Source organism: Salinimicrobium catena (genome assembly GCF_900102915.1).
Taxonomy (GTDB): domain Bacteria; phylum Bacteroidota; class Bacteroidia; order Flavobacteriales; family Flavobacteriaceae; genus Salinimicrobium; species Salinimicrobium catena.
On record NZ_FNGG01000004.1, the window covers coordinates 230,895 to 257,103 of the forward strand.

The window sequence follows — 26,209 nt, forward strand, 5'->3', positions numbered from 1 at the left end:
AAAAAAAGCACAATTTTTCGTTAAAAATGCCTTTTTAGCGGATAAAAATTAACAGAATATGGCACAGAAAAATCCACTATTACAGACTTTTGAACATGCTCCCTTTTCCAAAATAAAGACCGAGCATTTTAAGCCCGCAATAGAAGAAGCGATTCACCTGGCCAAAAATGAGATACAGGAGATCGTTTCATCTTCGGAAGCTCCAAGTTTTTCAAACACCATTGAAGCCCTGGAATTTGCCGGTAGTCAGCTGGACAGGATCACGAGCATTTTTTTCAATCTTAACTCTGCCGAAACCAATGATGAGATCCAGAAACTGGCCCAGGAAATTTCACCTGTACTTACAGATTTTAAAAATGACATCATTCAAAACGCCGACTTATTCGAAAGGGTAAAAAAGGTATATGATCAAAAAGATGAGCTTGAGCTGACTGTAGAGCAGAACACCCTTCTTGATAAGAAATACAAGATGTTCACCCGTAATGGGGCGAACCTCAACGATGAAGACAAGAAGCAACTGAGAGATCTGGATAAAAAACTCGCGGCTTTGAGCCTGAGTTTCGGGGAAAATGTCCTGGCCGAGACGAATAGATACGAGCTTCATATCACTGATGAAAAAGATCTCGAAGGTCTTCCAAAAGGAGCTCGAAGCGCGGCCAAAATGCTAGCCAAAGAAAAGAACAAAGAAGGCTGGATCTTTAATTTACATTATCCCAGCTATCTCCCGTTCATGAAATACGCCAAGAACAGAAGCTTACGAAAGGAAATGGCCATTGCCTTTGGCGCTAAAGGATTTCATAATGACCAGTATGACAATCGCGAAAATGTTTTGCAGATCGTCAAACTGCGTCATCAAAAAGCAAAATTGCTAGGATATCCTACCTATGCTCATTTCAAGCTGGAGGAGAGAATGGCAGAAACCCCCGAAAAGGTGAATTCTTTCATGCAGGAGCTGCTTGAGAAAGCAAAACCCGCGGCAAAAGAAGAATTTGGGGAGCTTGAAAAATTTGCCATAGAACTTGAAGGCATAGATCGACTTCAAAAATGGGATGCCGCTTACTTCGGTGAAAAACTAAAACAGAAATTATTCGACCTTGATGACGAGCAGCTGAAACCTTATTTCGAGATCAATAACGTGATTCATGGAGTATTCGCAGTTTCAGAAAGGTTATATGGGTTAAAATTCAAGGAGGTGTTCGATGTCGACACCTATCATCCGGAAGTAAAAACTTATGAAGTATCAGATGAGAACGGGAAAGAAATAGCCCTGTTCTACGCGGATTTCCACCCACGGGAAGGAAAACGCGGCGGAGCCTGGATGACCTCTTATAAATCTCAGTATTTTAAGGACGAAAAGAATGAACGGCCGCACATCTCGATCGTCTGCAATTTCACCAAACCAACAGAAGACGAGCCTTCACTGTTAACTTTCAATGAGGTTACCACGCTTTTTCATGAATTTGGACATGCCCTTCACGGCATGCTGGCCAATACCATTTATCCAAGTATTTCGGGTACTAACGTATTCTGGGATTTTGTAGAACTGCCTAGCCAGGTACTGGAGAACTGGTGTTATGAAAAAGAGGCCCTGGAGCTGTTTGCCAGGCACTATGAAACCGGTGAGATCATTCCAGATGAACTTGTCAAGAAGATCAAAGAATCAGCCACCTTTCATGAGGGAATGGCTACCCTGCGACAGCTTAGCTTTGGCATGCTGGATATGAGCTGGCACAGCATAGATCCTTCAGAAATAGAGAACGTGAAAGAGCATGAAGAAAAAGCCTTCGCTCCTACCCGACTCTTCCCCGAGGTGGAAGAAAACTGCATGAGCACCTCTTTCGCCCATATCTTCCAGGGCGGATACGCCGCAGGATATTATTCCTACAAATGGGCTGAAGTTTTGGATGCTGATGCTTTTGAACATTTTTCCGAAAAAGGGATCTTTGACAGGGAAACCGCGCAGAAGTTCAGGGATACTATTCTGTCTCAGGGAGGAACAGAGCATCCGCTTACCCTTTATAAGCGTTTCAGGGGAAAAGAAGCTGCTCCGGAAGCCCTGTTGAGGCGGGCAGGATTACTTCCGAAGAAATCATAGTAAGAAGAGGCGTTAAAGCCCTTCCCAATTGCTAAATTATTAACGAAATCTTTGTTATTTTTATAGGATACACTCCTTGAAAAATGGCAAAAACCAGGTTAGATCCCGATAAATGGGTGGACAGGTACGCAGATTACCTGTTCAACTATACCATTGTGCGGGTAAATGACCGGGAGATCGCCAATGACATAGTAGCCGAAACTTTTCTTGCGGGGCTTAATTCCATGAAGAACTTCAAAGGGGAAGCCAGCGAACGCACCTGGTTGATTTCCATTTTAAAACGCAAGATCATAGATCATTACCGCAGGATCAATTCAAATAAGGGAAAAGCCGAAGTGAAGGTCAATCTACCTGATGGCGAGATGGAAGGAGACTGGCTGGAAGAAAAAGTCCCAGACCTTACTGACAGGACCGCGGAAGACGACATGGAAAACCGGGAATTAGGTTTAGCCATCTTAGATTGTCTCGATCAATTACCTGAAAAACAAGCCGAAATCTTTAAAAAGAAAACGATCGAAGGCATAGACACCGAAGCAATTTGTAATGAATACAAAATTAGTCCGTCTAATTTATGGGTGATCATTCACCGCGCCAGAACTTCTCTGGCTAAATGTCTTGAAAAAAACTGGTTTTAATTATGGGTATAAGAAGCTTTTTTGGACTTGATTGTGAAGCAGCGGCAAACGCCTGCGATAGGGCCGCATATAACGAGGCCGGACTGGCTGACAAGCTTAGATTGAGATTCCATCTTTTTCTTTGCCCTCCCTGTAAAGACTATACCCGAAAAAGCGAAAAGCTTAGTTACCTTATCAAAAAAGCCGATCTTAAATCCTGCACCGACGAAGAAAAAGCCGTCCTTAGACAGCGCATGGATGAGAAAAATTCAGAAAGCCTTAATTAGGAACAGGATGAGCAGCCATAAGATCGGAATACTTTCCACCCAGAAAGAAGCATAATATTTCGACTGTCTTTCGCGCGCCTGCCAAACAAATATGGCCGAGATAAGTGCCGTTATACTTAGCGCAGCAAAAGAGTTACCTGAAAATTCAGGTTTTAGGAGCTCCAAAATAAGAATAGATACCAGCAGGACCGTTCCCAGGATTTTGGTCCTCGTCACTCCTACCTGCTGCGGAATGGTGCCCAACTGCTCAAGATCATATTTTAGATCCCTTATCTCAAAAGGCAGGATCAACACCAGGACCAGCAGGAACCTTTGAAAAAATTCAACCCAAACGCTAAATTCGAGCGCAAAATCCGTGCTTACTACAGGCAGGATAACAGTTACCCCTGCCCACACAAAAGAAATAATGAACACTTTTAGCCCAGAAACACTTCTTAGATTCCTCCTTTTCAAGACCGGAAGCGCATAGAGCACCGTGAAGAGCCCAAAAAAGCCCGTCCAAAGCAGAACTTCAAAAGCTATTTTAAAGGAAAACCAGATCAATAAAAGGAAAGAAAACAGGGAAAAAACCTGGATAAGCTTGAGCCTTTTTTCAAGGCTTCGGTGATGAAGCCGGGCCACGGGAGCGTATTTCACAAAATTGTAACCTGTGATGGTTCCGAAAAAGACAAAGAACAAGAGGTCTTCTTCGACAGAAATATCAAAGTTCAAAAAGGTCATCCCACAAAGGGAAACCACCGCCAAAGCCACGTGAATGCTGCTGTTGATATAAAATTCAAAAATGCTTCTGAACTTTTTCATCCTGTATTTTTTCCGCAGAAGATCTGCCTGAAATTCTCTTGTAAAAGTTAACAATACTTCGGGGTCAAATCATTAAAAAATAGGTTTAAAATGCGTAATTTCGCAGCTCAAAACACAACTTTTACTTAATGAATACTTTTTCTTTTGCCTCACGTCATATAGGTCCCAGGGAAAATGACCTTCAGGAAATGTTGAACACAGTTGGTGTAGACTCAATGGACCAGCTTATCTATGAAACTCTTCCTGATGATATTCGCCTGAAAAAAGACCTGGATCTTGCCCCTGCAATGAGTGAACATGAATACCTTGCTCACATTACAGCATTGGCAGCCAAAAATAAAGTTTTTAGAACTTATATAGGATTGGGATACCACCAATCTATTACCCCGGCAGTTATTCAGCGTAATATTCTTGAGAACCCGGGATGGTATACGGCCTACACTCCTTACCAGGCCGAAATTGCCCAGGGAAGGCTGGAAGCTCTTCTTAATTTCCAGACCGTGATCGCAGATCTTACCGGAATGGAACTGGCCAACGCCTCCCTTCTGGATGAATCTACCGCGGCCGCGGAAGCCATGTCCCTGTTATTCGAGATAAGAGATCGCGACCAGAAGAAAAAAGGCGTGAACAAATTCTTTGTTTCTGAAGAAGTCCTTCCCCAAACCATAGATGTACTCAAGACCCGTGCTATCCCTCTGGATATCGAGCTGGTAATAGGAGATCATGAAAATTTTGATTTTTCGGCAGAATTCTTTGGAGCATTTCTTCAATACCCCGGAAAACTGGGGCAGGTATTTGATTATGCCGATTTTGTTGCGAAAGCGAAAGAGAACAACATCAAAACTGCGGTTGCCGCAGATATTTTAAGTCTTGTAAAACTTCGTGCTCCGGGTGAATTCGGAGTTGACGTGGTTGTAGGAACCTCACAGCGGTTCGGAATTCCGTTAGGATACGGCGGACCTCACGCTGCTTTCTTTGCTACCCGCGAAGAATACAAAAGAAATATTCCCGGAAGGATCATTGGCGTCACCAAAGACACCGATGGTAACTTCGCCTTAAGAATGGCGCTACAGACCAGGGAACAACATATCAAGAGGGACAAAGCAACCTCTAACATCTGTACCGCCCAGGTACTTCTTGCCGTAATGGCAGGGATGTACGCCGTTTACCACGGTCCAAAAGGTCTAAAGTATATTGCCAACAGAGTTCACAGCCTTGCGGTAACAGCTGCCGAAAACATTGAGAAACTTGGCTTCTCACAATTGAACTCCTCTTACTTTGATACTATTTTGATCAAGGCGAATGCAGCCCAGATCAAAGATATCGCAGAGAGAAACGAAGTGAATTTCTACTATCCGTCTACAGATGCGGTGGCCATTTCTTTGAACGAAGCCACGAACATTGACGACCTTAATACCATCATCGCGATCTTCGCCGAAGCTGCGGAAAAAGAAGCATTTAAAATTCCACAGCTTTCCGAAGCAAATCATATTCCTTCATCGGTAGAGAGAAAGACCGAATTCCTTAAAAACGAGGTTTTCAACTCTTACCACTCAGAGACCGATATGATGCGGTACATCAAGAAACTGGAGCGCAAAGACCTTTCTTTGAATCACTCCATGATCTCTCTTGGATCGTGTACCATGAAACTGAACGCGGCTTCAGAAATGCTGCCGTTAAGCTATCCGCAATGGGGAAATATTCACCCGTTCGTACCGCTTGATCAGGCCGAAGGTTACCAGATCGTTCTGAAAAGACTTGAAAAACAACTAACCGAGATCACCGGATTTTCGGGCACTTCTCTGCAACCCAACTCGGGAGCACAGGGAGAGTATGCCGGACTCATGGTGATCAGGGCTTACCATGAATCAAGAGGTGATGGTCACAGAAACATCTGTTTGATCCCTTCTTCTGCTCACGGCACCAATCCGGCATCAGCAGTGATGGCAGGAATGAAAGTAGTGGTAACGAAGTCGACAGAAACCGGAAACATTGATGTTGAAGACCTTCGTGAAAAAGCTATAAAACACAAGGATAACCTGGCTGCATTGATGGTGACTTACCCGTCTACTCACGGAGTATTTGAATCAGCGATCAAGGAGATCATCAAGATCACCCATGACAATGGCGGGCAGGTGTATATGGACGGAGCAAACATGAACGCACAGGTTGGGCTCACCAGCCCGGGAGTAATTGGCGCCGATGTTTGTCACCTCAACCTGCACAAGACCTTCGCGATCCCTCACGGAGGAGGTGGACCAGGAGTTGGCCCAATTTGCGTGGCCGAGCAGCTTGTTCCATTCCTACCGGGTAACCCGGTGATCCCAACCGGAGGAGATTCAGCAATTACAGCCATTTCTGCAGCTCCATGGGGTTCTGCACTGGTTTGTTTGATATCTTATGGATATATCACCATGCTGGGAAGTGAAGGGCTTAAAAAGGCAACACAATATGCCATTTTGAACGCGAACTACATCAAAGCCCGCATTGACGAACACTACAAGACCCTTTACAGCGGAGAAAGAGGCCGTGCAGCCCACGAGATGATCGTAGACTGCCGCCCATTCAAAGCCAAGGGAATTGAAGTTACCGATATCGCAAAAAGGCTTATCGACTATGGTTTTCATGCGCCAACGGTTTCTTTCCCTGTTGCAGGTACCCTTATGATAGAACCTACAGAAAGTGAAAGCAAGGCAGAACTGGACCGTTTCTGCGATGCGATGATCTCAATCAGAAAAGAGATCAATGAAGCTTCAGCTGAAGAACCTAATAACGTGCTGAAAAATTCTCCGCACACCCTTGCCATGCTTACGGCCGATGAATGGAATTTCCCATACACCCGTCAAAAAGCGGCTTTCCCGCTGGAGTATCTCTCAGACAATAAATTCTGGCCTTCCATCAGGCGTGTAGATGAAGCATTTGGGGACCGCAACCTTATGTGTACCTGCCCGGCTGTTGAGGAGTATATGGAAGAATAGTAATAATCCATAAGTTAAAAACCGAAGGCACACCACCTTCGGTTTTTTTGTATCTAATCCAATTATATCATTTTCAACAAATAGGGCTCTTTATTAACGAGTTATGATTTTTAATAGCTTCTTCCTCTCCTTCAGTAAAGATTCCCTAATTCGGAAATTTTATTTCAAAAAAACGACTTAGCCTGTAGATGTATTTATTAATTTTGAAGTTGTTACCCCCAGAAAAATAAGTAATGAGCATTAAAATAACAGGGGTTGGGAGCTACATTCCCAACAAAGTGGAAAAGAATTCAGACTTTCAAAAGCATGAATTCTTGTATGAAGATGGTACTGCCTTCAGCCAATCGAACACGGTAATTATCGAGAAGTTCAAATCGATCACCGGGATCCATGAGAGGCGATATATACACCAGGAGCTAAACAATTCGGATATCGCTTTCCTGGCTGCCAACAAGGCTATCGAGGATGCCAAGATCAACCCTGAAGAGTTTGATTATATTATTGTAGCCCATAATTATGGAGATGTTCTACACAATGATCTCCAAAGTGACACGGTGCCCAGTCTTGCTACACGTGTAAAGCACAAATTGAGAATTAAGAACCCAAAATGTGTGGCTTATGACATTCTTTTTGGCTGCCCGGGGTGGGTGGAAGCCGTGATACAGGCCAATGCTTTTATCAAGAGTGGGCTGGCAAAGAAATGTCTCGTAATTGGTTCGGAAACCCTTTCAAGAGTAGTAGACAAACACGACCGAGATTCCATGATCTATTCAGATGGGGCGGGCGCAACAGTCATAGAGGCTTCAAACGAAGAAGGCGGAATTTTGGCTCACGAAAGCGCCACGTATTCCTTTGAGGAAGCGAATTTTATTTTCTTCGGAAAATCCAATAAACTTGATGCAGCCGATGAACGTAAATACATTAAGATGCATGGGCGTAAGATCTATGAATTCGCTTTAAGTCACGTACCCAATGCAATGAAATCCTGCCTTGAAAAAAGCGGAAGGTCTATTGGAGAGCTTAAAAAGATCCTTATTCACCAGGCCAATGAAAAAATGGATGAAGCCATTGTGAAAAGGTTCTATAAACTTTATGGCACCACTCCGCCTGAAGGGATCATGCCTATGAGCATCAATAAGCTTGGCAACAGCAGTGTGGCAACGGTTCCTACCCTGCTGGACCTTGTGCTCAAAGGGAAAATGGAGGGGCAAAAACTGGAAAAAGGAGATGTGGTCATTCTGGCAAGTGTTGGCGCAGGCATGAACATCAATGCAATCGTTTACCAGTTCTAGAATGTACGAAAACAGTTTCCCGAACAAGAGATACAAAGAAACCCTTGAATTTTTAGAAGAAGTAGTTCCCTCTCCCGCCAATATTTTAGACCTGGGAGTAAGAAACCCTTTTTCTGAACTCATGGAAAAGAACGGCTATAAAGTAACCAATACCACCGGAGAAGATCTTGACCTGAACACCCAGGTAGTGAAGAACAGCTCTGCAGAAGTCGTCACCGCTTTTGAGATCTTTGAACACCTTATTGCCCCCTTCAATGTCTTACGAGATATCCGGGCAGATAAGCTGGTGGCCAGTGTGCCTCTTCGGCTTTGGTTCTCCCCTGCCTACAGGAGCAAGACAGATATGTGGGACAGACACTACCATGAATTTGAGGACTGGCAGTTCGACTGGCTGCTGGAAAAGGCAGGCTGGGAGATCAAAAAACGGCATAAATGGACCAATCCTGTTAACAAGATCGGGATACGTCCGTTTCTCAGGTATTTCACTCCCCGGTACTACGCTGTTTATGCGGAAAGAAAGTAATTCTCTTCGGAAGTGGCACATGATCCAGGAAATACAGTCCTGCTGTAAAAATCGTATTTTAGCCGAAAGTCCTGCATACCTTGAACATTTACATAGTTATTCCGGCTCATAATGAAGAAGCCTTTCTTGCAGATACGCTGCAATCGTTGGTTGATCAAACGCTGCAACCCAAAAAATTAGTTGTTGTAGATGATCAATCTTCAGATAATACAGCTGGCATTGCAAAGTCTTTTGCTGAAAATTTCCCTTTTATAGAGCTAATCCGTACAACCTCTTCGGATGTACACCTTCCGGGAAGCAAAATTGTGAACGCTTTTCAGAAGGGCCTTAAGGAGCTGGATAAGGAGTACGATGTTATTTGTAAATTTGATGCAGATCTTATATTTCCAAAGGATTATCTTGAAGATCTGAGCCGGCACTTTTCTGAAAATCCAAAGGCCGGGATGGTGGGCGGATTTTGCTACATAAAAGAAGGAGACGATTGGAAACTGGAAAGCCTGACGAATAAGGACCACATACGCGGAGCCTTAAAAGCTTACCGAAAAGAATGTTTTGAAGACATTGGCGGCCTAAAACCTTCAATGGGCTGGGACACAGCAGATGAACTTCTCGCTCAGTACCATGGCTGGGAAATAGTGACAGATCTTGCACTCAAGGTTAAACACCTTAGGCCTACCGGCTTCACCTATAACAAAAAGGCAAAATGGAAACAGGGAGAAGCTTTCTATAAACTTCGGTACGGTTTCATCATTACCAGTATTGCCTCGCTAAAACTCGCTTTGAAAAAGAAAAGACCGGTGCTTTTTACAGATTACCTGGGCGGTTATTTTAGAGCACTCCTTAAAAAGTCTCCATTCCTGGTGACCAAAAAAGAAGGAGCCTTCATAAGAAGGCTCCGCTATAAAAAGATGTTCAAAAAGCTTTTTTAAGCTATTCTTCAAAAGCCACATAAAGAGGCCTTCCTGTAGATCCATTTGGAAAAGATATTCCCAACAAAGCAGAAATGGTTGGCGCAATATCCACGATCTCTGTACGCTCGAGTGTATTCCCGCTCTTGATCCCTTTTCCGTAGAAGATCAAAGGCGCATGAGTGTCATAATTTTGTCCGCTGCCGTGAGTGGAGCCTGTTCTGGAATAAGAGATGACCGAAGGCTCCAGCACCAGCACCACATCTCCACTTCTTTTTTGGTGATACCCATGATCTACACTTGAGGCAAGTCCTTCGGTATAACTGGTACCTTCCAATTGAGAACGGGTAAACACTTTATTTACCATATCATATTGTAATGCGAAATGGGCCATCTCATTTTGAAGTTCATCCCGGGAGATCTTATTTTCTAATACTTCTTCATAATTGAAAAAGATCTGGTTGTTCGAAACATTCAAAATGAGGTTTTCCACACCAAATCTTTCAGCTAAAAACGCATTTAACGAGTCCTGGAATTTTCCGTAGTCAAAATATCCCGCCGGGATCTTAACCGACTGCAGGTAAGCAGGCACGTGTACACCGCCATGGTCTGAAGTAAGGAACAGGGTATAATTACCTTCACCAACCTTTTGATCAAGGGCCTTTAAAAGCCTGGCAAGGTCCTGGTCCAGGCGCAGAAAAGTATCCTGAATTTCTCTTGAATTCACCCCAAAGTTATGCCCCACATAGTCTGTAGAAGAAAAGCTAACGGTAAGGAAGTCGGTGATATCATCCTGACCCAGGTCTTCTCCGTCAAGAGACGCAATGGCAAAATCAGCAGTCAGGCTGTTGCCATAAGGAGTAGCCTTCAGCAGATCATAACCTCCGTTCTTATCCTTCAGATTTGGCAGATCGTAAGGAAAACCTGTATCTTCTTTTCCTTCAAAACCGCCCTCGTAAAGGTTAACATCTGTTCCACTTTCCGCATAGTCCGAAGCTTTGTATAAAGTTTCCCATGGCTTCATATATTCGGCTGCCTTTCCGGAAGCATTGAATTTCTTCACCCATCCCGGCAAAGCTTCAGCATAAAAAGAACTGGTGATCCATTTCCCTTCATCCTGCCCATGGAACCAGTAAGCAGCATTAGCCGTGTGACCTGCAGGAAGGATGGCACCGCGATCTTTTAAGGCAATCCCGATGGTTTTTCCCCGCATTTGAGTGTGCAGCCTGTTCTCATCGGCCACGCTGGTGGTGATCATCCTGTGAGGGGACATTTTCCCCGCATCTGAACTTGTTCCGATAGATTCCACGGAAGGATCTGAAACGCAATAAACCGATTGCTTCTCGAACTTATCATACCAGCTATTAGAAATGATCCCGTGAGATTCGGGTGCCCCGCCTGAATAGACCGAAGCATGACCTGGCCCTGTATAAGTAGGAATGTAGTTGAAATGGGTGTTTCTGAAATTAAAACCCTCAGAAACCAGTTTTTTGAAACCTTCATCTCCAAACTTATCCCAAAAACGGGTAAGATAATCGTAACGCATCTGGTCTACCACGACCCCAACCACTAATTTGGGCTTGGCTCTAAGGTCTTGATCGGGATTAAAAGTAGCCTGTTGCGCCTGTTGTCCAAAACTATTTTGAACTAAAGAAAGAGTGAGGATTAATTGAAAAAAGTACTTCATTTTAAAACATTTTATCTCCCCAAAAATACAATTATCCTGAAGTTAAAGATTAAGTCAAGCTTAATACTTTGCTTGAAAAAATTAGTATTTTAGCGGTTACAAAAATTTCAAATGAGTTACCTGCAATCAACCGGCGAGTATTTTTTAATGATAAAAGGCGTTTTCGGCCGAATGACAAAGAGGTCGGTGTTAACCAACCTGGTATTCAAAGAAATTGATGATCTTATCATCGGCTCCCTGGGAATTGTTTCCTTCATATCCTTCTTTATTGGAGGGGTAGTTGCCATACAGACCGCCCTAAACCTCAACAATCCTTTAATTCCACGAACCCTGATCGCCTTTGCCGCAAGACAATCGGTCATATTGGAATTCGCCCCCACCTTTATCTCCATTATTATGGCAGGAAAAGTAGGGTCCTACATTACTTCCAGTATTGGAACTATGAGAGTAACTCAACAGATAGATGCGTTAGAGGTAATGGGTATTAACTCTCTTAATTACCTGGTCCTTCCAAAGATAATCGCCATGCTAACCTATCCGTTTGTGATCGCGATCTCCATGTTCCTTGGGATCTTTGGAGCCTACAGCGCAGGTGTCCTGGGAGGTTTTGTAAGCTCGCAGGATTTCATTCGCGGGTTGCAGGAAGATTTTATCGCCTTTCACCTGGTTTACGCTTTTGTAAAGACCTTTTTATTCGCGCTGCTTTTGGCAACCATCCCTTCCTATCACGGATATTATATGAAAGGTGGAGCCCTTGAGGTAGGACAGGCGAGTACGACCTCTTTTGTGTGGACAAGTGTGGTGATCATCATCACCAATTACATTGTAACCCAATTACTTTTAAGCTAATGATCGAAGTACAGGATATAAGAAAGTCGTTTGATGGGGAAGAGATCCTTAAGGGTATTTCCACGGTTTTTCCGAAGGGACAAACCAACCTGATCATTGGGCAATCTGGTGCGGGAAAAACAGTTTTTCTGAAGTGTCTGCTAGGACTATTTCGTCCCGATACGGGAAAGATATTATACGACGGGGAACCTTATTCTTCTTTTTCAGATGAAGAACAAAGGGAGCTCAGACGCCAAATGGGAATGGTATTCCAGGGAGGCGCGCTGTTCGATTCCATGACCGTGGAAGAGAACGTGATGTTTCCGCTGCGGATGTTTACCAAACAAAGCCGCCCGACCATGATGAAGCGAGTAAAAGAAGTGCTGGACAGGGTTAATCTGGCCGAAGGTCAGCATAAAAAATACCCGGTAGAGATAAGTGGAGGGATGCAGAAAAGGGTAGCCATTGCCCGGGCCATCGTGAACAGGCCGAAATATCTTTTTTGCGATGAGCCAAACTCCGGACTTGATCCACAAACGGCAACCGTGATTGACAACCTGATCCTGGAGATCACGCGAGAATATGATATCACAACTGTGATCAATACTCACGATATGAACTCTGTGCTGGAGATCGGGGAAAAGATCGTATTTCTTCAGAACGGCCGCCTGGAATGGGAAGGTGACAAAAAGGTCATTTTCAAGACCGAAAATGAAGCCGTAACCGAATTTGTTTATTCTTCAGACCTTTTCAGAAAAGTAAGGAAAGCCCAGCTCCAGGGTCTCTAACCTAATTCACTGCCTGCACTGACAGGGTATCCAGCGACAAACGCACCTGCAGCCACTGCTTGAGCTTATTCATTTCAGCTTCGCGGGAATTCCTGGAAAGGGATTTGTTCCAGCGCACATTAAAAGTAGGCACTGTATCAATTTCAGAAAAATTGGTCACAAGATTATTAGCATAGCTCATTTGCTCTATGTTGCGGTAATTGATCTTTGCCTCCTTCGTAATGGACTCAAAAGGGATCCCGGAACTTCTGTAGCGCATTAGCTCCTGCTCCAGTAACCTTATCCTGGCATCCTTATCTTCTACCACCTGTTGGTTCTTGAGATAAAGATCTTCCAGAATTCCGGCTTTTACTTCAGTAGAGAGACGTTCGGCCATTTCTGAACTTTGATCACTACCCTGGTGTACCCTAAGTACGGTATGCTCCAGTTCCTTTTCGGCCCTTATCTGGGCTTTCCACTGCTCGATCTCTTCCTGCGGAACCGGCTTCCCAATAAGATAGATATCCACGATCTTGGTCTTATAATCCTGACTGAATTTTACCACTTCGGCTCCCGGATATTGGATCACCTGCTGAACAAAATCTTTGGTCTTGCTTAAGAAAACCTGTTCGCTCAAAAGATTAACGAACAGGATGATACTGGGGATCATCACTAAAATAGCAATAAGGGAAGCCAGGCGTGCGGTATTTTTACGGCGTTTGCTGTTCGCGTACTTTACTAAAGGAAACCTCAATAATTTAGAAACCACAAAGGTAGAAAGAGCTATAAAAACCGAATTAATGGAAAACAAATAGAGCGCTCCACCCGCATATTCCCAGTTGCCAATAGCCAGGCCATAGCCCACTGTACACAACGGAGGCATAAGGGCGGTGGCAATGGCAACACCCATGATCACACTTGCGATCGCTCCTTTTTTTGTCTTGGCAATGATAAGGGCCGTACCCCCAAAGATCGCCACCAGTACATCCAGGATAGTAGGATAGGTTCGCGCAACAAGTTCTGGGGTTTCTTCTTTGATCGGAGAGACCAGGAAGTAGAGATAGGCTGTGAGCACACTCAGCCCCACCATAACTCCAAGGTTCACAAGGGATCGCTTTAAAGTGTCTACATCATTGATCGCTACAGAAAAGCCAACTCCCACAATAGGTCCCATGAGCGGCGAAATTAACATGGCACCAATCACCACTGCCGTACTGCTCACGTTAAGCCCTATGGACGCAACAAATATGGAAAACACAAGGATCCAGGCATTGTGCCCCTTGAAAGAGATGTCGCGCTTGACGATCTCCATGGTCGTATCCCGATCTGTATCTTCATGGATATCCAGCAGTTCCTTAAGGAAACTGGCTATTTCTCTTAAAACCGATCTTCCGGTGGCGGTTTCTTCCTGCTGAACCTGGGGGGCGTTATTGTTTTCCATTATCTATCCTAAGCTATCGCCAAATTTCTTTTGTACTTTATTTCTGATCTCTTTTATATCCTGCTCCTTTTCCTTGGGAACAAGAAGCAAAACCTCCTCTTCATCAACAATGATAAAATCTTGTAGACCTTCTACTACCACCACCTTGTTCTTATTGGAGCTAATGATATTTCCCGAAGCATCCTTTGCTAGGACCCGTGCGTTCAAAACAGCATTTTCTTCCATATCCTTTTCCACTTCGTTGTAAAGGGAGCCCCAGGTGCCAAGATCGTTCCAGTCAAAAGTGGCCGGGATCACGTAGATGTTTTCCTCTTTCTCCAGAATGGCATAATCGATCGAAATATCCGTTGCCAGCTCATAATTAGCTGCTATAAAGTCGCTTTCTTCTGAAGTATTGAATACAGAATTCCCTTTTTCAAAAAGGCTGAATAGTTCCGGTTGATTTCTGCTGAAAGACCTGATGATGAAATCAGCGTTCCATATGAATATTCCGGCATTCCATAAGTGGTCACCCTTCCGAAGAAATTCTCTTGCCTTCTCCAAAGAGGGTTTCTCAGTAAATTTTTTAACCGGCCTTACTTTCTCTTCACTATTATTCTCAAATTGAATATACCCATACCCGGTATTCGGAAAAGTAGGTTTTATTCCAAGAGTAACGATCTTATCTTCCCTGCGGCAGGTCTCGAAAGCCAGCTGCACGTCATTTTTAAAAGCGCTTTCATCTTCTATCCAGTGGTCACTGGGCGCCATGATCATCACCGCGTTCTCGTTGCGTTTCCTTATCTTGAGAGCGGCTAAAAGTACGGCAGGCGCTGTATTGCGCATCACTGGCTCCAGCACGATCTGCTCGTCATTCACCTCCTTGAGCTGTTCCTGCACAAGGTCGTGGTACTCTTCATTAGTGAGTATATATATATTTTCGGCAGGCACAAATGAGGTGAGCCTTCGAAAAGTGGTCTGGATAAGCGTTTCCCCGGCACCCAAGAGATCCCGAAACTGCTTGGGATGTTTCTGAGTACTTACCGGCCAAAACCTTGAGCCTACCCCTCCTGCCATTAAAATGGCAAAATTATCCTTGTTCATTTTCTTCATTTAATTGGCCGTTTTTAAGAGTTCCACTTCAGCATTAGGCTGAAAAAGGTAAATTCGCCCTGTTTTGACCTCTACACATTCATATCGTTTAATACGCCGCTCTCCTTTTTTAAAGATCTTTCCGTTGTAGATCCTGAAAATGCTTCCGTGAGGCACCTCATAAACATAATTACGGTCATTGGCAGGATCGTAGCTTTTCAGCGATACAGACAACTGTGCATCTGTATCACTGCTGGCCGTGGGATTCTTGAAATGCCGTGCGAGAATGGGCAAAAGTTCTGCCGGAAAGATCTCCGGCCGAATAAAGGGCAACATAAGCCTCTGAAAGGTCATTTTCCACTCCCTTCCATGAGGCTTTATTTGCCTGCCAAACCTTTCAAAAGCCAGCAAATGTGCGATTTCGTGGATAAGGGTGATCAAAAAACGGTATTTATTAAGGCTGGCATTTACAGTGATCTGGTGCACGCCCTCGGGCAACCTGCGGTAATCCCCGTGACGCGTTTTGCGCTCATTGACGATCTTCAGGTGAATGTGATTGGCTTCTATCAATCCAAAGACCGGTTCTACAGCATGTGTGGGAATATATTTCTCAAGAATGTTCTTCATTCAATCAGGGGGTGCTGTTTGATACCTGCAAAAGTTTTCCGTTGAAATATTTGTTTCCGGTAAGAGCGAAATCTGCAATATACTGAGCCATTTCAGCCGGCTTTACGGGTGCTTCATATCCCGGAAAAGCTTCTGCCAGCATTTCTGTTTGTACGGCTCCAAGAGCAAGTACGTTGAACGAAGGGCCATTTTCCTTGTATTCTTCCGCCAGAAGCTCTGTAAGAGTAATGACCGCTCCTTTACTCGAACTGTAAGCCGAAAGCCCCGGAAACTTCATACTGCCCTGCACACCGCCCATGCTGCTCACCGTCACCACGTGTCCTTCCTTCTTCATGAACGGAAGCATCTTTTGAGTGAGAGCCGCAACACCAAAAACGTTGGTTTTATAGACCTCTTCAAATTCTTTGGAAGTGATCTCTTCAAAAGGCTTATTTACAATTGCCCCGGCATTGTGGATCAAAATATCAACCTCTTCCCATTCTTTGGCCACAAATTCTGAAGCCTTTTCAAGATCATTTTCAACTCCCAGATCACAAGACAAGGACTGAACTTTTTCTAGCTTTAGTGTTTTTACGGGTTCATCATTTCTAGACAGTGCCAGCACACTATGTCCTGCACCTGCAAGGATCTTCACCAGTTCGAGACCTATTCCTCTGCTTGTTCCCGTAATTACTATTTTTTTCATTGATTCAGCTTTATATGATTTTCTTCGGAATTTGCCATTTCTCGCAACCCCGGCACAAGAGCCTCGATCATCCTGTCCATATGCTCTACATCCAACTCTTCAAATTCATCATTTACATGATGGTAGTAATCGTAATTGCTGAAGTCAAAACTGGAAACTGTATGCGCCGGAATATTGAATTGTTCAAAAAATGGATAATTATCGCTTCTTTTGAAGAGCTGGAATTCCGCAGCTTTGGGAAGATACCCCACAACAGGATATTCAGAATAATCATTGAAAATCTCTGCCATATTGGACCTGTCGAATCCTGTTAGGTAGACCAGGTAATCTTTGTCGGTCATTGGCACTCCGATCATTTCGATGTTGAACATCACGTAAGGCTGCAGCTCCTCGTCCTTCAGAGTTGAGGCCAGTTTATCTGAACCTACCAAACCAAGTTCTTCAGCAGAGAACAGGGTAAACAGAATGCTTCTTTTTGTGTCTATTCGGGAAAAATACTTTGCCAGTTCGAGCACCGCAGTGGTTCCTGAAGCATTATCGTTAGCACCATTTGCCAGCTCATCACCACCCACAGGATCTATTTTTCCAACATGATCGTAATGAGCCCCAACGATGATCACTTCATCTTTGAGCAGAGGATCTGTTCCTTCCTTTAAGCCTACAATGTTGTAGCCCGTAACACCATTTTCCTCAAAGGAATTTCTATAGGTTTCAAAAAAGGGCTTTATTCCTGCATCTTCAAAAATATTTTCAATATAAACAGCTGCCTTTTCTATACCCTCACTTCCGGTTTTACGCCCCTGAAGTTCATCAGATGACAGATATTTTAAAGTCTGTGCCACATCATCTTGAGAAATGACATTTTCGTTCGGCACTTCTTCCGAAGATCCTTCTTCAGAATCGATGGAATTCTCGATTACTCCCTTTGCATCTCCGCAGGAAATTAAAAGCATAAGAAACAAAGCTATAGCACTAAAAAAGGGAATTTTTCTCATAGGGCTTAAAGATAAAAAAATCCCGCGATTCGCGGGATTTCTCTTATTTATTATGACTGCTGATCTAAGCGAGCATGGTCACCGGATTCTCAAGGTATTTCTTCAGTGTTTCCAGGAATGCAGCTCCTGTAGCACCGTCAACCGTTCTGTGGTCACAGGCCAGGGTAAGTTTCATGGTATTACCCACCACGATCTGCCCGTTCCTTACCACCGGTTTTTCCACAATAGCTCCTACTGAAAGGATGGCGGAATTCGGTTGGTTAATGATACTGGTAAACTCAGTAATACCATACATCCCCAGGTTAGAAACAGTGAACGTACTGCCTTCCATTTCCTGAGGCTGCAGTTTCTTATTTCTAGCCTTACCCGCAAGATCCTTCACATTTGCCCCTATCTGGGTCATGCTCATTTGATCTGCAAATCTCAATACCGGAACCACAAGACCTTCCTCAACCGCAACTGCAACTCCCATGTGAATATGCTTTGCGATCTTTGTAGTATCACCTGTCCATTGAGAATTCACCTGAGGGTGCTTTCTTAAGGCCATTGCTGTAGCTTTGATGACTATATCATTAAAGGAAACCTTCACATCTGGCAGTTCATTTATCTGCTTACGGTTTGCCATGGCGTTGGCCATATCAACTTCGATTGTGAGATAATAATGAGGCGCACTGTATTTTGATTCTGCCAGTCTTCTTGCAATGGTCTTACGCATCTGCGAATTCTTGGTTTCCTCAAAACTCTCTTCACCCGCAGGAACGTAAGCCTGGGCTGCCGGCGCTTCTTTAGCCTCAGTCACCGCCTCTTGCTTAGTGGCTGCTGGTTTTTCTGAAGGTTTGTAAGCTTCGATATCTTTTTTGACGATCCTGTTGTTCTCTCCGGAACCTTTTACATCGTTAAGATCGATCCCCAAATCTTCGGCCATTTTCTTGGCAAGAGGAGAAGCGAACACACGCCCGCCTTCCTTAGAAGGTTTTGTAGCTTCTGAAGATCCTTGCTCTGCAGCTTGCGGTTCTTCTTCTTTCTTTTCAGCCTTTTTGGCCGGAGCAGGTGCAGCACCGCCTTTGGCAAGAGCCGAAACATCTGTTCCTTCAGGGCCGATGATCGCCAGAACACTGTCTACAGGTGCAGTCTCACCTTCCTGGATCCCAACATGTAAAAGTGTACCTTCATAGAAAGATTCGAACTCCATGGTAGCCTTGTCAGTCTCGATCTCGGCCAGGATATCTCCTTCCTCAACCTTGTCACCTACCTGTTTCAGCCAGGAGGCAACAGTTCCTTCTTCCATAGTGTCACTAAGGCGTGGCATTTTCACCACTTCTACACCTTCAGGAATTTCAGCTTCTTCAGAAGAAGGCTCCTCTTTTGCAGGTTCTTCCTGCTTAGGCTCTTCTTTTGATTCGGCAACAGGTTTCTCTTCCGCAGCACCTCCGTCAAGAAGATCAGAAATATCCTCCCCCTCTTCACCAATAATGGCTAAAAGGGTATCTACAGGCGCAGTTTCACCTTCTTCGATTCCAATATGCAGCAGGGTACCTTCATAAAAGGATTCGAATTCCATCGTAGCCTTGTCTGTTTCGATCTCGGCCAGGATATCTCCCTCTTCTACTTTATCTCCTTTATGTTTAAGCCATTTTGCAACCACACCTTCTTCCATGGTGTCGCTCAAACGTGGCATTTTAATTACTTCTGCCATAACTGTTATAATTTATGGGGTAAAAACGGATAGTCTTTTTGTTCGTAAACCACATCATACATGGTCTGGATATCCGGGAATTCTGACTCTTCAGCAAATTTCTCACACTCAGACACCAGGTCTTTTACGCGCTTATCGATAGCCTTTATCTCCTTGTCTGAAGCGTACTTGTTCTCCTTAAGGATGTCTTTCACCTGTGTGATAGGATCTATCTTTTGATACTCGGCCACCTCTTCTTTGGTGCGGTATTTTTGAGCGTCACTCATAGAATGCCCACGGTAACGATATGTCTTTAGTTCTAAAAATGTAGGTCCTTCCCCTTTTCTTGCACGGGTAATGGCTTCATCCAAAGCTTCAGCTACTTTTTCAGGATTCATGGCATCAACTGGCCCACAAGGCATGTCATAACCTAATCCTAGCTTCCATATCTCGGTGCTTTTTGAGGTACGCGCCACAGAAGTTCCCATAGCATACCCATTGTTTTCCACACAGAAAACAACCGGAAGATTCCATTTCACAGCCATGGTAAAGGTCTCGTGAAGCGACCCCTGGCGAGCTGCCCCGTCACCTAAAAAGGTAAGGGTTACCGCATCTCTTTTGAAATATTTGTCTGCAAAAGCAAGACCGGCACCCAGAGGAATTTGTCCTCCTACGATCCCGTGACCTCCGTAAAAACGGTGTTCTTTAGAGAATATGTGCATAGAACCTCCCATTCCCTGAGAAGTTCCGGTTTTCTTTCCATACAATTCTGCCATCACTCTGCGCGGGTCAACACCCATCCCAATTGGCTGCACGTGATTTCGATAAGCGGTGATCATGCGGTCCTTTTCCAGGTCCATCACATGTAACGCGCCTGCAAGAATAGCCTCCTGGCCGTTATACAGGTGCAAAAATCCTCTCACTTTCTGCTGAATATACACCTGTGCAAGTTTGTCTTCAAACTTACGCCAGAACAGCATGTCCTCGTACCACTTCAGGTAAGTGGCTTTTGTAATTTTCTTCATTAACAACTAATTTTTAATGCAGACCTCTGCCTGCGCCAAGAGAAACACAAAAATACTATTTTCAAAAGGAATGAAAAATACTTTCTGCGCTAAAAATCCTCTGAAAGATCTAGAGGTAAGAATTATCAAAAATGAGCGGCAAAAGATCTGATATTGAATTGGCTTTTACCACCTTTCCCTTTTCTCCCATAAAGTATATCTCAATAGGCAATTCCTGCTTCACTTCATACTCGGCAATGGCCTGCCTGCAGGAACCGCAAGGCGGGGTCGGGGTCTCAACGGAATGATTTAAAGACCGGGCCGAAAGGGCCATTCTCTGCATCTTCACTCCCGGGTATTTTGCCCCGGCATAAAAGATCGCAGTCCTTTCTGCGCAGAGACCGGCAGGATATGAAGCGTTTTCCTGGTTACTTCCTGTTACCACTTCACCATTCTCAAGCTGAATGGCCGCTCCTACTCTGAATTTGGAATATGGGGAATATGAATTTTCACGTGCTTCGATCGCCTTCTGCATCAATCCTTTTGCTTCCACAGGTAATTCTTCTACAGAATCAAAAATCTCAAGATCTGCACTTATGGTTACTTTTTTCATTATTTGGTTTCTACAGATAAAAGCTCCCGTAACTTAAGAAGCCCGGGAGTAAAGTTTTTTGCTTTGGGAGAGCAAAGTTAACTAATATTGAAGGAATTATACCTCAGTTTTTTTCGAGGAATTAATATTCATTGTATTCTCTTCCAAAATTAAAGGTAAGGCCAAACCTGAGCGTACCTTCAAGGGGACTAACCACTTCGGAAGTAGAGAATAAATAAGAGATATCAATGTTCACTACCGTGTATCGGAATCCAGCTCCAAAAGAAATAAATTCGCGGGAGCCTTTTTCGGGACTTTCATGGAAATACCCTGTTCTAAAAGAGAAAATATCTTCATATACATACTCCGCTCCCAGAGCATAAGTAATTTCCTTCAGTTCTTCGCTAAATCCATCAGGCGCATCACCAAAAGATTTGAAAATTCCTTCTACGGCTCCTATAGAATTGTATTCCTGGTTATCTTCGGAATCAATATCACCGTCATTGTCGAAATCTTGCGGAGTTGGAACCAAAAGTTTATTGAATTCAAGATAAGTACCAATGGTATTAGATTGGTCAAGGATAAAATCAAAACCTCCGCCTAACTTCAGGTTTGTAGGTATAAAGTTTTCCTGGCCACCTTCATCGTATTTGATCTTTGGTCCGATATTGGAAAAATTTATTCCTGCTCTCCACCTTCCATCAAACTTGGTGAAGTCTATAGGCCTACTGCGATAGAATGCCGCCACATCAACCCCGAAGGTACTGGCCGCAGTAGCATCGGGATCCACGGGAGCCAATTTCAAGTCTGACCGCAAATAACGTCCGGCGACCGACATGGAAAAGGTTTCACTCAGTTTAAGAGCGTAAGATAGATCTAGCGTGAACTCATTCGGACTTAAGATCAAAGGCAGATCTTCGGGCGTATCCCGAGCTTCAATATTCCCTAAACTGAAATATTTAAAACTGGCACCAAAAGCACTTCTTTCATTGATCCTGTTGTAATATGTAATGTTGCCGAGAAATATATCACTTACCAACTCACTTAAATAAGGAGTGTAGGTTACTCCAAATCCCTGCTGACTTTCAGCAAAAACATATTTGGCCGGATTCCACTGCTGAGAAAATGCATCAACTCTGGTTGCCACTCCCTGGTCCCCCATTCCTGCCGCACGAGCATCGGCCGCGATCAAAAGAAAAGGTACCGCGGTCGTTATCACCCTGTCCTGCTCCTCCTGGGCAAATGATTTCGCATTGGAAAGTAAAACTACACTTATTAAAAAGAGTGATAAATTTCTCATAGGTCTCATTAATAATTAACAAATATACCTGAAAACAACTACAAATTAAGGATTAACCGCAATTTATCCATTTGTTTGATGATAACGCAGAATTTAACCATTACTTATAAATTGAGCTTCTTTTTCTTCAAAAGCTGAACTAAAATCGATAAAATCCCTCATTTTCAAATTCCTACAAAAATTTCCTATATCAAACATTTCTGCTGAAGCACCGGGAGGTTTCCTGGATCATTTCCGGTTTTTTCTGGTTTACCTTCCGTTTTTCAGGTTTTATACCTAAGTTAGAAAAAACAATTACTTTTGTTTTGCTGAAGAAAGGCAGATGGAGGCTAAAAATCGCTTAAAATACAGCTCTTCTTCCGCGAAGAAATCGACACCAGAAAAAGCAAAGCGACCAGGACTAACCTGCTGCTAGTCTATTGACCAACAGTTAAAATAATCTTGAAAGTTTTACGTTAATTACTATATTGCAAAGCCAGATTTGCTACCAAAGAAATTGTGAATATGAGAAATACTGTTGCTGTAAAAGCATTTTTCGCCCTGGCGGTAAGTATTGGATTGTTGAGTTGCAACAAGTCTGATAACTACAAGAACAATTCCCGGGCAACCGGTTGGGACATTGATTCCAAGGAGGGCGGTTTTAATTACAACTCAGATTTTGACGAGCAGGATACCGGTCCGGGTCTTGTTTTCGTTGAAGGCGGAACCTTTACCATGGGAAGGGTTCAGGACGATGTGATGCATGACTGGAACAACACTCCTACCCAGCAGCACGTGCAGTCTTTTTACATGGATGAGACTGAGGTGACCAATTTAATGTACCTGGAATACCTTGATTACCTGAAAAGAGTATACCCTCCAACCGAAGAGCGTTACCGAAATATTTATACCGGTGCCCTTCCTGATACCCTTGTGTGGCGAAACCGACTAGGTTATAATGAGGTGATGGTAAAAAATTACCTTAGGCACCCGGCGTATGCGAACTACCCTGTAGTTGGAGTGAGCTGGATCCAGGCAGTGGAATTCTCCAAGTGGAGAACCGACAGGGTGAATGAAGCCCGACTGGAAGAACAGGGGTTCACCTTAAAAGGAGCCCGTTATTCCGCCACACCTGAGCAAACTTTCAGCACTGAAGCTTATTTGAACGCACCAAGTAAAGTTTATGGAGGAAAAGACAGTTTACTTCGTGGAGGCAACAAAGCAGATCGCTTTATGACCGAAGACAGCACCAATCTTTATGTGCAGCGTAAACACGGAGTGCTTTTGCCAGAATATCGCCTGCCTACCGAAGCAGAATGGGAATACGCCGCACTTGCCCTGGTAGAGCTTAGAAGTTACAATGCTTACAGAGGACGAAAGAAATATCCTTGGGACAGTCAGTATACAAGATCTGCTGATGCCCGTGCCCGTGGAGACCAGATGGCCAACTTCAAACAGGGAGATGGAGATTATGGTGGTATCGCCGGATGGAGCGATGATGGCGCCGATATTACAGCTGAAGTCAAATCTTATGCTCCAAATGATTTTGGACTTTACGATATGGCCGGAAACGTGGCCGAATGGGTTGCTGATGTCTATCGCCCGATTGTTGACGACGAATTCAATGATCTTAATTATTATAGAGGAAATGTTTATACCAAAAATGCCATTACCGAAGACGGTACAGTAAAAGTTTTGGGAGTAGACGAAATTCAGTACGACACTTTAAGCAACGGTAAAGTGGTTGCCAGAAATCTTCCTGGTGAGATCGCTACGGTACCACTTACTGAAGAGGATACTTACTTGAGAAGCAACTTTTCCGAAAGCGACAACCGCAATTACCGCGATGGAGACAGAAGCTCCACTCGCTACTACAGCCAGTTTGGAGAAGAAGAACTTGAGCCGGAAAAAAGAATGTACAACTCTCCAATTCATACTGCGACTATAGACAGCACCGGCGAAGAAAATCTGAAATATGATGCTTCGACTGGAAGAACAACTCTTGTAGACGACAATGTAAGAGTATATAAAGGAGGGTCATGGAGAGATCGTGCTTATTGGTTAGATCCAGCACAGAGAAGATACTTCCCTCAGGATATGGCTACAGACTATATTGGATTCAGGAACGCCATGTCTCGTGTAGGGTCGAAATCCTTAAGCAAAAACAAAACTGCCGGAAATTAATTTCTCCGGAAATTATAAAAGAAAAGCCCTAATTCAATTAGGGCTTTTTTTATAGCTTTAAGCAATGAAAATAGAAGATCTACATAAGCTATTCCTGGAGAGTAAAGGTGTAAGCACAGATACCCGAAAAATTAAAGAGGGGAGCATGTTTTTTGCCTTAAAAGGCGAAAACTTCAATGCCAATGAATTTGCCGAACAGGCCCTCCAAAAAGGGGCGATATATGCCATTATTGATGAGGAGAAATATTCAAGAGGTGAAAATTTTATCCTGGTAAAAAATGTCCTCAAAGCCCTGCAGGAGCTGGCAAGTTTTCACAGGAACTATTTAGGTATTCCCATCATTGGCCTTACCGGAAGTAACGGAAAAACCACAACAAAGGAACTGATCAATGCCGCGCTCTCTAAAAAATATAATACCATGGCCACTTTAGGTAACCTCAATAATCATATTGGTGTTCCCCTAACACTTCTTGCAATGAACAAGGAGACTGAAATAGGGATCGTGGAGATGGGCGCCAATCATCGGAAGGAAATCGCTTTCCTAAGCCGAATGGCCCAACCTGATTATGGATACATCACCAACTTCGGAAAAGCTCATCTTGAAGGCTTTGGAGGCGTGGAGGGCGTGATCAAGGGTAAAAGCGAATTATATGAGTACCTGAAAGCCAATGAGAAGACTATATTCCTAAACCTGGATGATCCTATCCAAAAGAAACATTTGAGTTATCAGAAAATTTATTCCTTTGGCTCAGACGAAAAACCTGATGTTCCTGTTGAATACCTTCAAGCAGGAAATTTTGCCGCAATCCGTGTAGCGGGCTACGAAATCAACAGCAAATTGATAGGCAGCTACAACGGGAAAAACATGGCGGCAGCCTATACCATAGCCGATTATTTTGAGGTTGCTCCTGAAGAGATAAAAAAAGCTCTGGAGAATTACATTCCTGGAAATAACAGATCTCAGGTAATCAATAGAGAGAACCTCACTATTATTCTCGATGCCTACAACGCAAACCCAACGAGTATGGCAGCTGCAATTGAAAATCTTGAGGCGATGCCACAACGACCTAAGACAGCTATTTTAGGCGATATGTTCGAGATGGGAGAATCTTCTAAGGCAGAACACCAGGAACTCGCAGAAAGGCTTCAAAAAGGCTCCATTGACAGCGTGTATATAATTGGAGAAGCATTCTATGGAACGTCAACTGATTCCAGAATTAAAAAGTATAGAACTTTTGAAGATTTTAGCGCCGACTATTCCTCGGGAAGTATCGATAACGGCGTGGTCCTGATAAAGGGTTCCCGCGGGATGGCTTTGGAGCGAGCACTTGAATTCATATAGAAAGTACTTCAGAAAAGATATATAAAAACATCTGCTTCTTTGTAGAGGTTTTTTTGTTGGGAAACCAGATGCAAAAAAGTCATCTTTCTCTCCTGCTTATAAGGAAAAATTTGAGAAAGACGCCCCACCACGTCCTGCGGACTCCCCTCCCTGGAAGGGAGGCAAGCGGAGATCAGTTTCCAGAAAGTGATTTTTGAAGAGAAGCTCCACCCCGTCCAGCGGACGCCCCTCCTCAGGGAGGAGGGGAATATGATGTTTCCAGAACATAATATTACTCCATAAAAAAAGCCCCAACATTGCTGTTGAGGCTTTAAAAAAAAGGCGGCGACATACTCTCCCACAAGATAGCAGTACCATCTGCGCTAACGGGCTTAACTTCTCTGTTCGGAATGGGAAGAGGTGAGCCCCGTTGCTATAACCACCTTAAATCTTTGAGCAAGGCATCTAAATAAGATCCTACTCCTAATAAGTTGACATAGTTGGAAAATAAAAATTAAGAAGACATTTTGAGCAAGTAAATCGGAGCTTTAGGTT

22 protein-coding genes and 1 rRNA gene are annotated in these 26,209 nt (G+C 43.8%); 11 read left to right on the plus strand and 12 right to left on the minus strand.

The window, feature by feature from the left end; genetic code table 11:
* The first annotated feature begins 58 nt into the window (after positions 1-58).
* The 3 genes from BLS64_RS10580 to BLS64_RS10590 all read left to right on the plus strand — a co-directional run bounded on the left by BLS64_RS10580 (position 59) and on the right by BLS64_RS10590 (position 2,996).
* On the plus strand, positions 59-2,095 hold the full coding sequence (locus tag BLS64_RS10580) for a M3 family metallopeptidase (RefSeq protein WP_093113499.1): 2,037 nt from the start codon (positions 59-61) through the stop codon (positions 2,093-2,095).
* Between the two features lie 83 nt (positions 2,096-2,178).
* On the plus strand, positions 2,179-2,730 hold the full coding sequence (locus BLS64_RS10585) for a sigma-70 family RNA polymerase sigma factor (RefSeq protein ID WP_093113500.1): 552 nt from the start codon (positions 2,179-2,181) through the stop codon (positions 2,728-2,730).
* Between the two features lie 2 nt (positions 2,731-2,732).
* On the plus strand, positions 2,733-2,996 hold the full coding sequence (locus BLS64_RS10590; RefSeq protein ID WP_093113501.1) for a hypothetical protein: 264 nt from the start codon (positions 2,733-2,735) through the stop codon (positions 2,994-2,996).
* Here BLS64_RS10590 and BLS64_RS10595 read toward each other — a convergent pair.
* A complete protein-coding gene (locus tag BLS64_RS10595; RefSeq protein WP_093113534.1) occupies positions 2,979-3,797 on the minus strand; it encodes a UbiA prenyltransferase family protein in 819 nt (272 codons plus the stop codon). The two genes, BLS64_RS10590 and BLS64_RS10595, sit on opposite strands and share 18 nt — an antisense overlap.
* A 128-nt stretch (positions 3,798-3,925) precedes the next feature.
* Here BLS64_RS10595 and gcvP point away from each other — a divergent pair, with 128 nt between their 5' ends.
* The 4 genes from gcvP to BLS64_RS10615 all read left to right on the plus strand — a co-directional run bounded on the left by gcvP (position 3,926) and on the right by BLS64_RS10615 (position 9,519).
* Positions 3,926-6,775 (plus strand): aminomethyl-transferring glycine dehydrogenase, encoded by a 2,850-nt coding sequence (gene gcvP, locus BLS64_RS10600; RefSeq protein WP_093113502.1) that lies wholly within the window; start codon positions 3,926-3,928, stop codon positions 6,773-6,775.
* A gap of 233 nt (positions 6,776-7,008) precedes the next feature.
* Positions 7,009-8,067, plus strand: coding sequence for a 3-oxoacyl-ACP synthase III family protein (locus BLS64_RS10605; protein WP_093113503.1), 1,059 nt, complete (start codon positions 7,009-7,011; stop codon positions 8,065-8,067).
* Between the two features lies 1 nt (position 8,068).
* Positions 8,069-8,590, plus strand: a complete 522-nt coding sequence (locus tag BLS64_RS10610) for a class I SAM-dependent methyltransferase (protein ID WP_093113504.1) — start codon at positions 8,069-8,071, stop codon at positions 8,588-8,590.
* Between the two features lie 80 nt (positions 8,591-8,670).
* Positions 8,671-9,519, plus strand: a complete 849-nt coding sequence (locus BLS64_RS10615) for a glycosyltransferase (protein ID WP_093113505.1) — start codon at positions 8,671-8,673, stop codon at positions 9,517-9,519.
* A 1-nt stretch (position 9,520) separates the two neighbouring features.
* Here the strand turns inward: BLS64_RS10615 and pafA are convergent, their stop codons facing one another.
* On the minus strand, positions 9,521-11,185 hold the full coding sequence (gene pafA / locus BLS64_RS10620; protein ID WP_093113506.1) for an alkaline phosphatase PafA: 1,665 nt from the start codon (positions 11,183-11,185) through the stop codon (positions 9,521-9,523).
* Positions 11,186-11,296: 111 nt separating this feature from the next.
* On the opposite strand from pafA, the gene BLS64_RS10625 reads away from it, so the two are divergent.
* Both BLS64_RS10625 and BLS64_RS10630 read left to right on the plus strand, forming a co-directional pair.
* Complete coding sequence (locus tag BLS64_RS10625; RefSeq protein WP_093113507.1) at positions 11,297-12,034, plus strand: MlaE family ABC transporter permease; 738 nt, start codon at positions 11,297-11,299, stop codon at positions 12,032-12,034.
* Positions 12,034-12,801: an ABC transporter ATP-binding protein gene (locus tag BLS64_RS10630; RefSeq protein ID WP_093113508.1), complete on the plus strand. Its 768-nt coding sequence runs from the start codon at positions 12,034-12,036 to the stop codon at positions 12,799-12,801. The genes BLS64_RS10625 and BLS64_RS10630 overlap by 1 nt, the downstream gene beginning before the upstream one ends.
* A 1-nt stretch (position 12,802) precedes the next feature.
* Here BLS64_RS10630 and BLS64_RS10635 read toward each other — a convergent pair whose 3' ends face one another.
* From BLS64_RS10635 to porV, 9 genes are all read right to left on the minus strand, one after another.
* Positions 12,803-14,221, minus strand: a complete 1,419-nt coding sequence (locus BLS64_RS10635; RefSeq protein ID WP_093113509.1) for a DUF389 domain-containing protein — start codon at positions 14,219-14,221, stop codon at positions 12,803-12,805.
* A gap of 3 nt (positions 14,222-14,224) precedes the next feature.
* Positions 14,225-15,304 carry a mannose-1-phosphate guanylyltransferase gene (locus tag BLS64_RS10640; RefSeq protein ID WP_093113535.1) on the minus strand — a complete coding sequence of 360 codons (1,080 nt, stop codon included), beginning with the start codon at positions 15,302-15,304 and terminating at the stop codon, positions 14,225-14,227.
* Between the two features lie 9 nt (positions 15,305-15,313).
* Positions 15,314-15,919, minus strand: coding sequence for a SprT-like domain-containing protein (locus BLS64_RS10645; RefSeq protein WP_093113510.1), 606 nt, complete (start codon positions 15,917-15,919; stop codon positions 15,314-15,316).
* A gap of 4 nt (positions 15,920-15,923) precedes the next feature.
* Entirely contained in the window at positions 15,924-16,604 is a 681-nt protein-coding gene (locus BLS64_RS10650; RefSeq protein WP_093113511.1) for an SDR family NAD(P)-dependent oxidoreductase, read from the minus strand.
* Complete coding sequence (locus BLS64_RS10655) at positions 16,601-17,599, minus strand: M28 family peptidase (RefSeq protein ID WP_093113512.1); 999 nt, start codon at positions 17,597-17,599, stop codon at positions 16,601-16,603. The genes BLS64_RS10650 and BLS64_RS10655 overlap by 4 nt, the downstream gene beginning before the upstream one ends.
* A gap of 64 nt (positions 17,600-17,663) precedes the next feature.
* On the minus strand, positions 17,664-19,295 hold the full coding sequence (locus BLS64_RS10660) for a pyruvate dehydrogenase complex dihydrolipoamide acetyltransferase (protein ID WP_093113513.1): 1,632 nt from the start codon (positions 19,293-19,295) through the stop codon (positions 17,664-17,666).
* Positions 19,296-19,300: 5 nt separating this feature from the next.
* Positions 19,301-20,299, minus strand: a complete 999-nt coding sequence (pdhA, locus tag BLS64_RS10665) for a pyruvate dehydrogenase (acetyl-transferring) E1 component subunit alpha (RefSeq protein WP_093113514.1) — start codon at positions 20,297-20,299, stop codon at positions 19,301-19,303.
* Between the two features lie 109 nt (positions 20,300-20,408).
* The gene (cdd, locus tag BLS64_RS10670; RefSeq protein ID WP_093113515.1) at positions 20,409-20,891 is read right to left on the minus strand and encodes a cytidine deaminase; all 483 of its coding nucleotides are present in this window, start codon (positions 20,889-20,891) and stop codon (positions 20,409-20,411) included.
* Positions 20,892-21,012: 121 nt separating this feature from the next.
* Positions 21,013-22,170 carry a type IX secretion system outer membrane channel protein PorV gene (gene porV, locus BLS64_RS10675; RefSeq protein ID WP_093113516.1) on the minus strand — a complete coding sequence of 386 codons (1,158 nt, stop codon included), beginning with the start codon at positions 22,168-22,170 and terminating at the stop codon, positions 21,013-21,015.
* Positions 22,171-22,674: 504 nt separating this feature from the next.
* Between porV and gldJ the strand changes: the two genes are divergently transcribed.
* Both gldJ and BLS64_RS10685 read left to right on the plus strand, forming a co-directional pair.
* Complete coding sequence (gene gldJ, locus BLS64_RS10680; protein ID WP_093113517.1) at positions 22,675-24,333, plus strand: gliding motility lipoprotein GldJ; 1,659 nt, start codon at positions 22,675-22,677, stop codon at positions 24,331-24,333.
* 64 nt (positions 24,334-24,397) lie between these two features.
* Positions 24,398-25,675 carry a UDP-N-acetylmuramoyl-tripeptide--D-alanyl-D-alanine ligase gene (locus BLS64_RS10685; protein ID WP_093113518.1) on the plus strand — a complete coding sequence of 426 codons (1,278 nt, stop codon included), beginning with the start codon at positions 24,398-24,400 and terminating at the stop codon, positions 25,673-25,675.
* A gap of 316 nt (positions 25,676-25,991) precedes the next feature.
* Here the strand turns inward: BLS64_RS10685 and rrf are convergent.
* A 5S ribosomal RNA gene (gene rrf, locus BLS64_RS10690) occupies positions 25,992-26,101 on the minus strand.
* Between the last annotated feature and the right edge of the window lie 108 nt (positions 26,102-26,209).

Coding starts and splice junctions, on each gene's coding strand:
- BLS64_RS10685 (WP_093113518.1), top strand. CDS start 24,398: ATGAAAATAGAAGATCTACATAAGCTATTCCTGGAGAGTAAAGGTGTA.
- BLS64_RS10580 (WP_093113499.1), top strand. CDS start 59: ATGGCACAGAAAAATCCACTATTACAGACTTTTGAACATGCTCCCTTT.
- porV (WP_093113516.1), bottom strand. CDS start 22,170: ATGAGAAATTTATCACTCTTTTTAATAAGTGTAGTTTTACTTTCCAAT.
- BLS64_RS10595 (WP_093113534.1), bottom strand. CDS start 3,797: ATGAAAAAGTTCAGAAGCATTTTTGAATTTTATATCAACAGCAGCATT.
- BLS64_RS10645 (WP_093113510.1), bottom strand. CDS start 15,919: ATGAAGAACATTCTTGAGAAATATATTCCCACACATGCTGTAGAACCG.
- BLS64_RS10590 (WP_093113501.1), top strand. CDS start 2,733: ATGGGTATAAGAAGCTTTTTTGGACTTGATTGTGAAGCAGCGGCAAAC.
- BLS64_RS10585 (WP_093113500.1), top strand. CDS start 2,179: ATGGCAAAAACCAGGTTAGATCCCGATAAATGGGTGGACAGGTACGCA.
- pafA (WP_093113506.1), bottom strand. CDS start 11,185: ATGAAGTACTTTTTTCAATTAATCCTCACTCTTTCTTTAGTTCAAAAT.
- BLS64_RS10660 (WP_093113513.1), bottom strand. CDS start 19,295: ATGGCAGAAGTAATTAAAATGCCACGTTTGAGCGACACCATGGAAGAA.
- BLS64_RS10640 (WP_093113535.1), bottom strand. CDS start 15,304: ATGAACAAGGATAATTTTGCCATTTTAATGGCAGGAGGGGTAGGCTCA.
- BLS64_RS10635 (WP_093113509.1), bottom strand. CDS start 14,221: ATGGAAAACAATAACGCCCCCCAGGTTCAGCAGGAAGAAACCGCCACC.
- BLS64_RS10630 (WP_093113508.1), top strand. CDS start 12,034: ATGATCGAAGTACAGGATATAAGAAAGTCGTTTGATGGGGAAGAGATC.
- BLS64_RS10605 (WP_093113503.1), top strand. CDS start 7,009: ATGAGCATTAAAATAACAGGGGTTGGGAGCTACATTCCCAACAAAGTG.
- pdhA (WP_093113514.1), bottom strand. CDS start 20,299: ATGAAGAAAATTACAAAAGCCACTTACCTGAAGTGGTACGAGGACATG.
- gldJ (WP_093113517.1), top strand. CDS start 22,675: ATGAGAAATACTGTTGCTGTAAAAGCATTTTTCGCCCTGGCGGTAAGT.
- BLS64_RS10655 (WP_093113512.1), bottom strand. CDS start 17,599: ATGAGAAAAATTCCCTTTTTTAGTGCTATAGCTTTGTTTCTTATGCTT.
- gcvP (WP_093113502.1), top strand. CDS start 3,926: ATGAATACTTTTTCTTTTGCCTCACGTCATATAGGTCCCAGGGAAAAT.
- cdd (WP_093113515.1), bottom strand. CDS start 20,891: ATGAAAAAAGTAACCATAAGTGCAGATCTTGAGATTTTTGATTCTGTA.
- BLS64_RS10650 (WP_093113511.1), bottom strand. CDS start 16,604: ATGAAAAAAATAGTAATTACGGGAACAAGCAGAGGAATAGGTCTCGAA.
- BLS64_RS10625 (WP_093113507.1), top strand. CDS start 11,297: ATGAGTTACCTGCAATCAACCGGCGAGTATTTTTTAATGATAAAAGGC.
- BLS64_RS10610 (WP_093113504.1), top strand. CDS start 8,069: ATGTACGAAAACAGTTTCCCGAACAAGAGATACAAAGAAACCCTTGAA.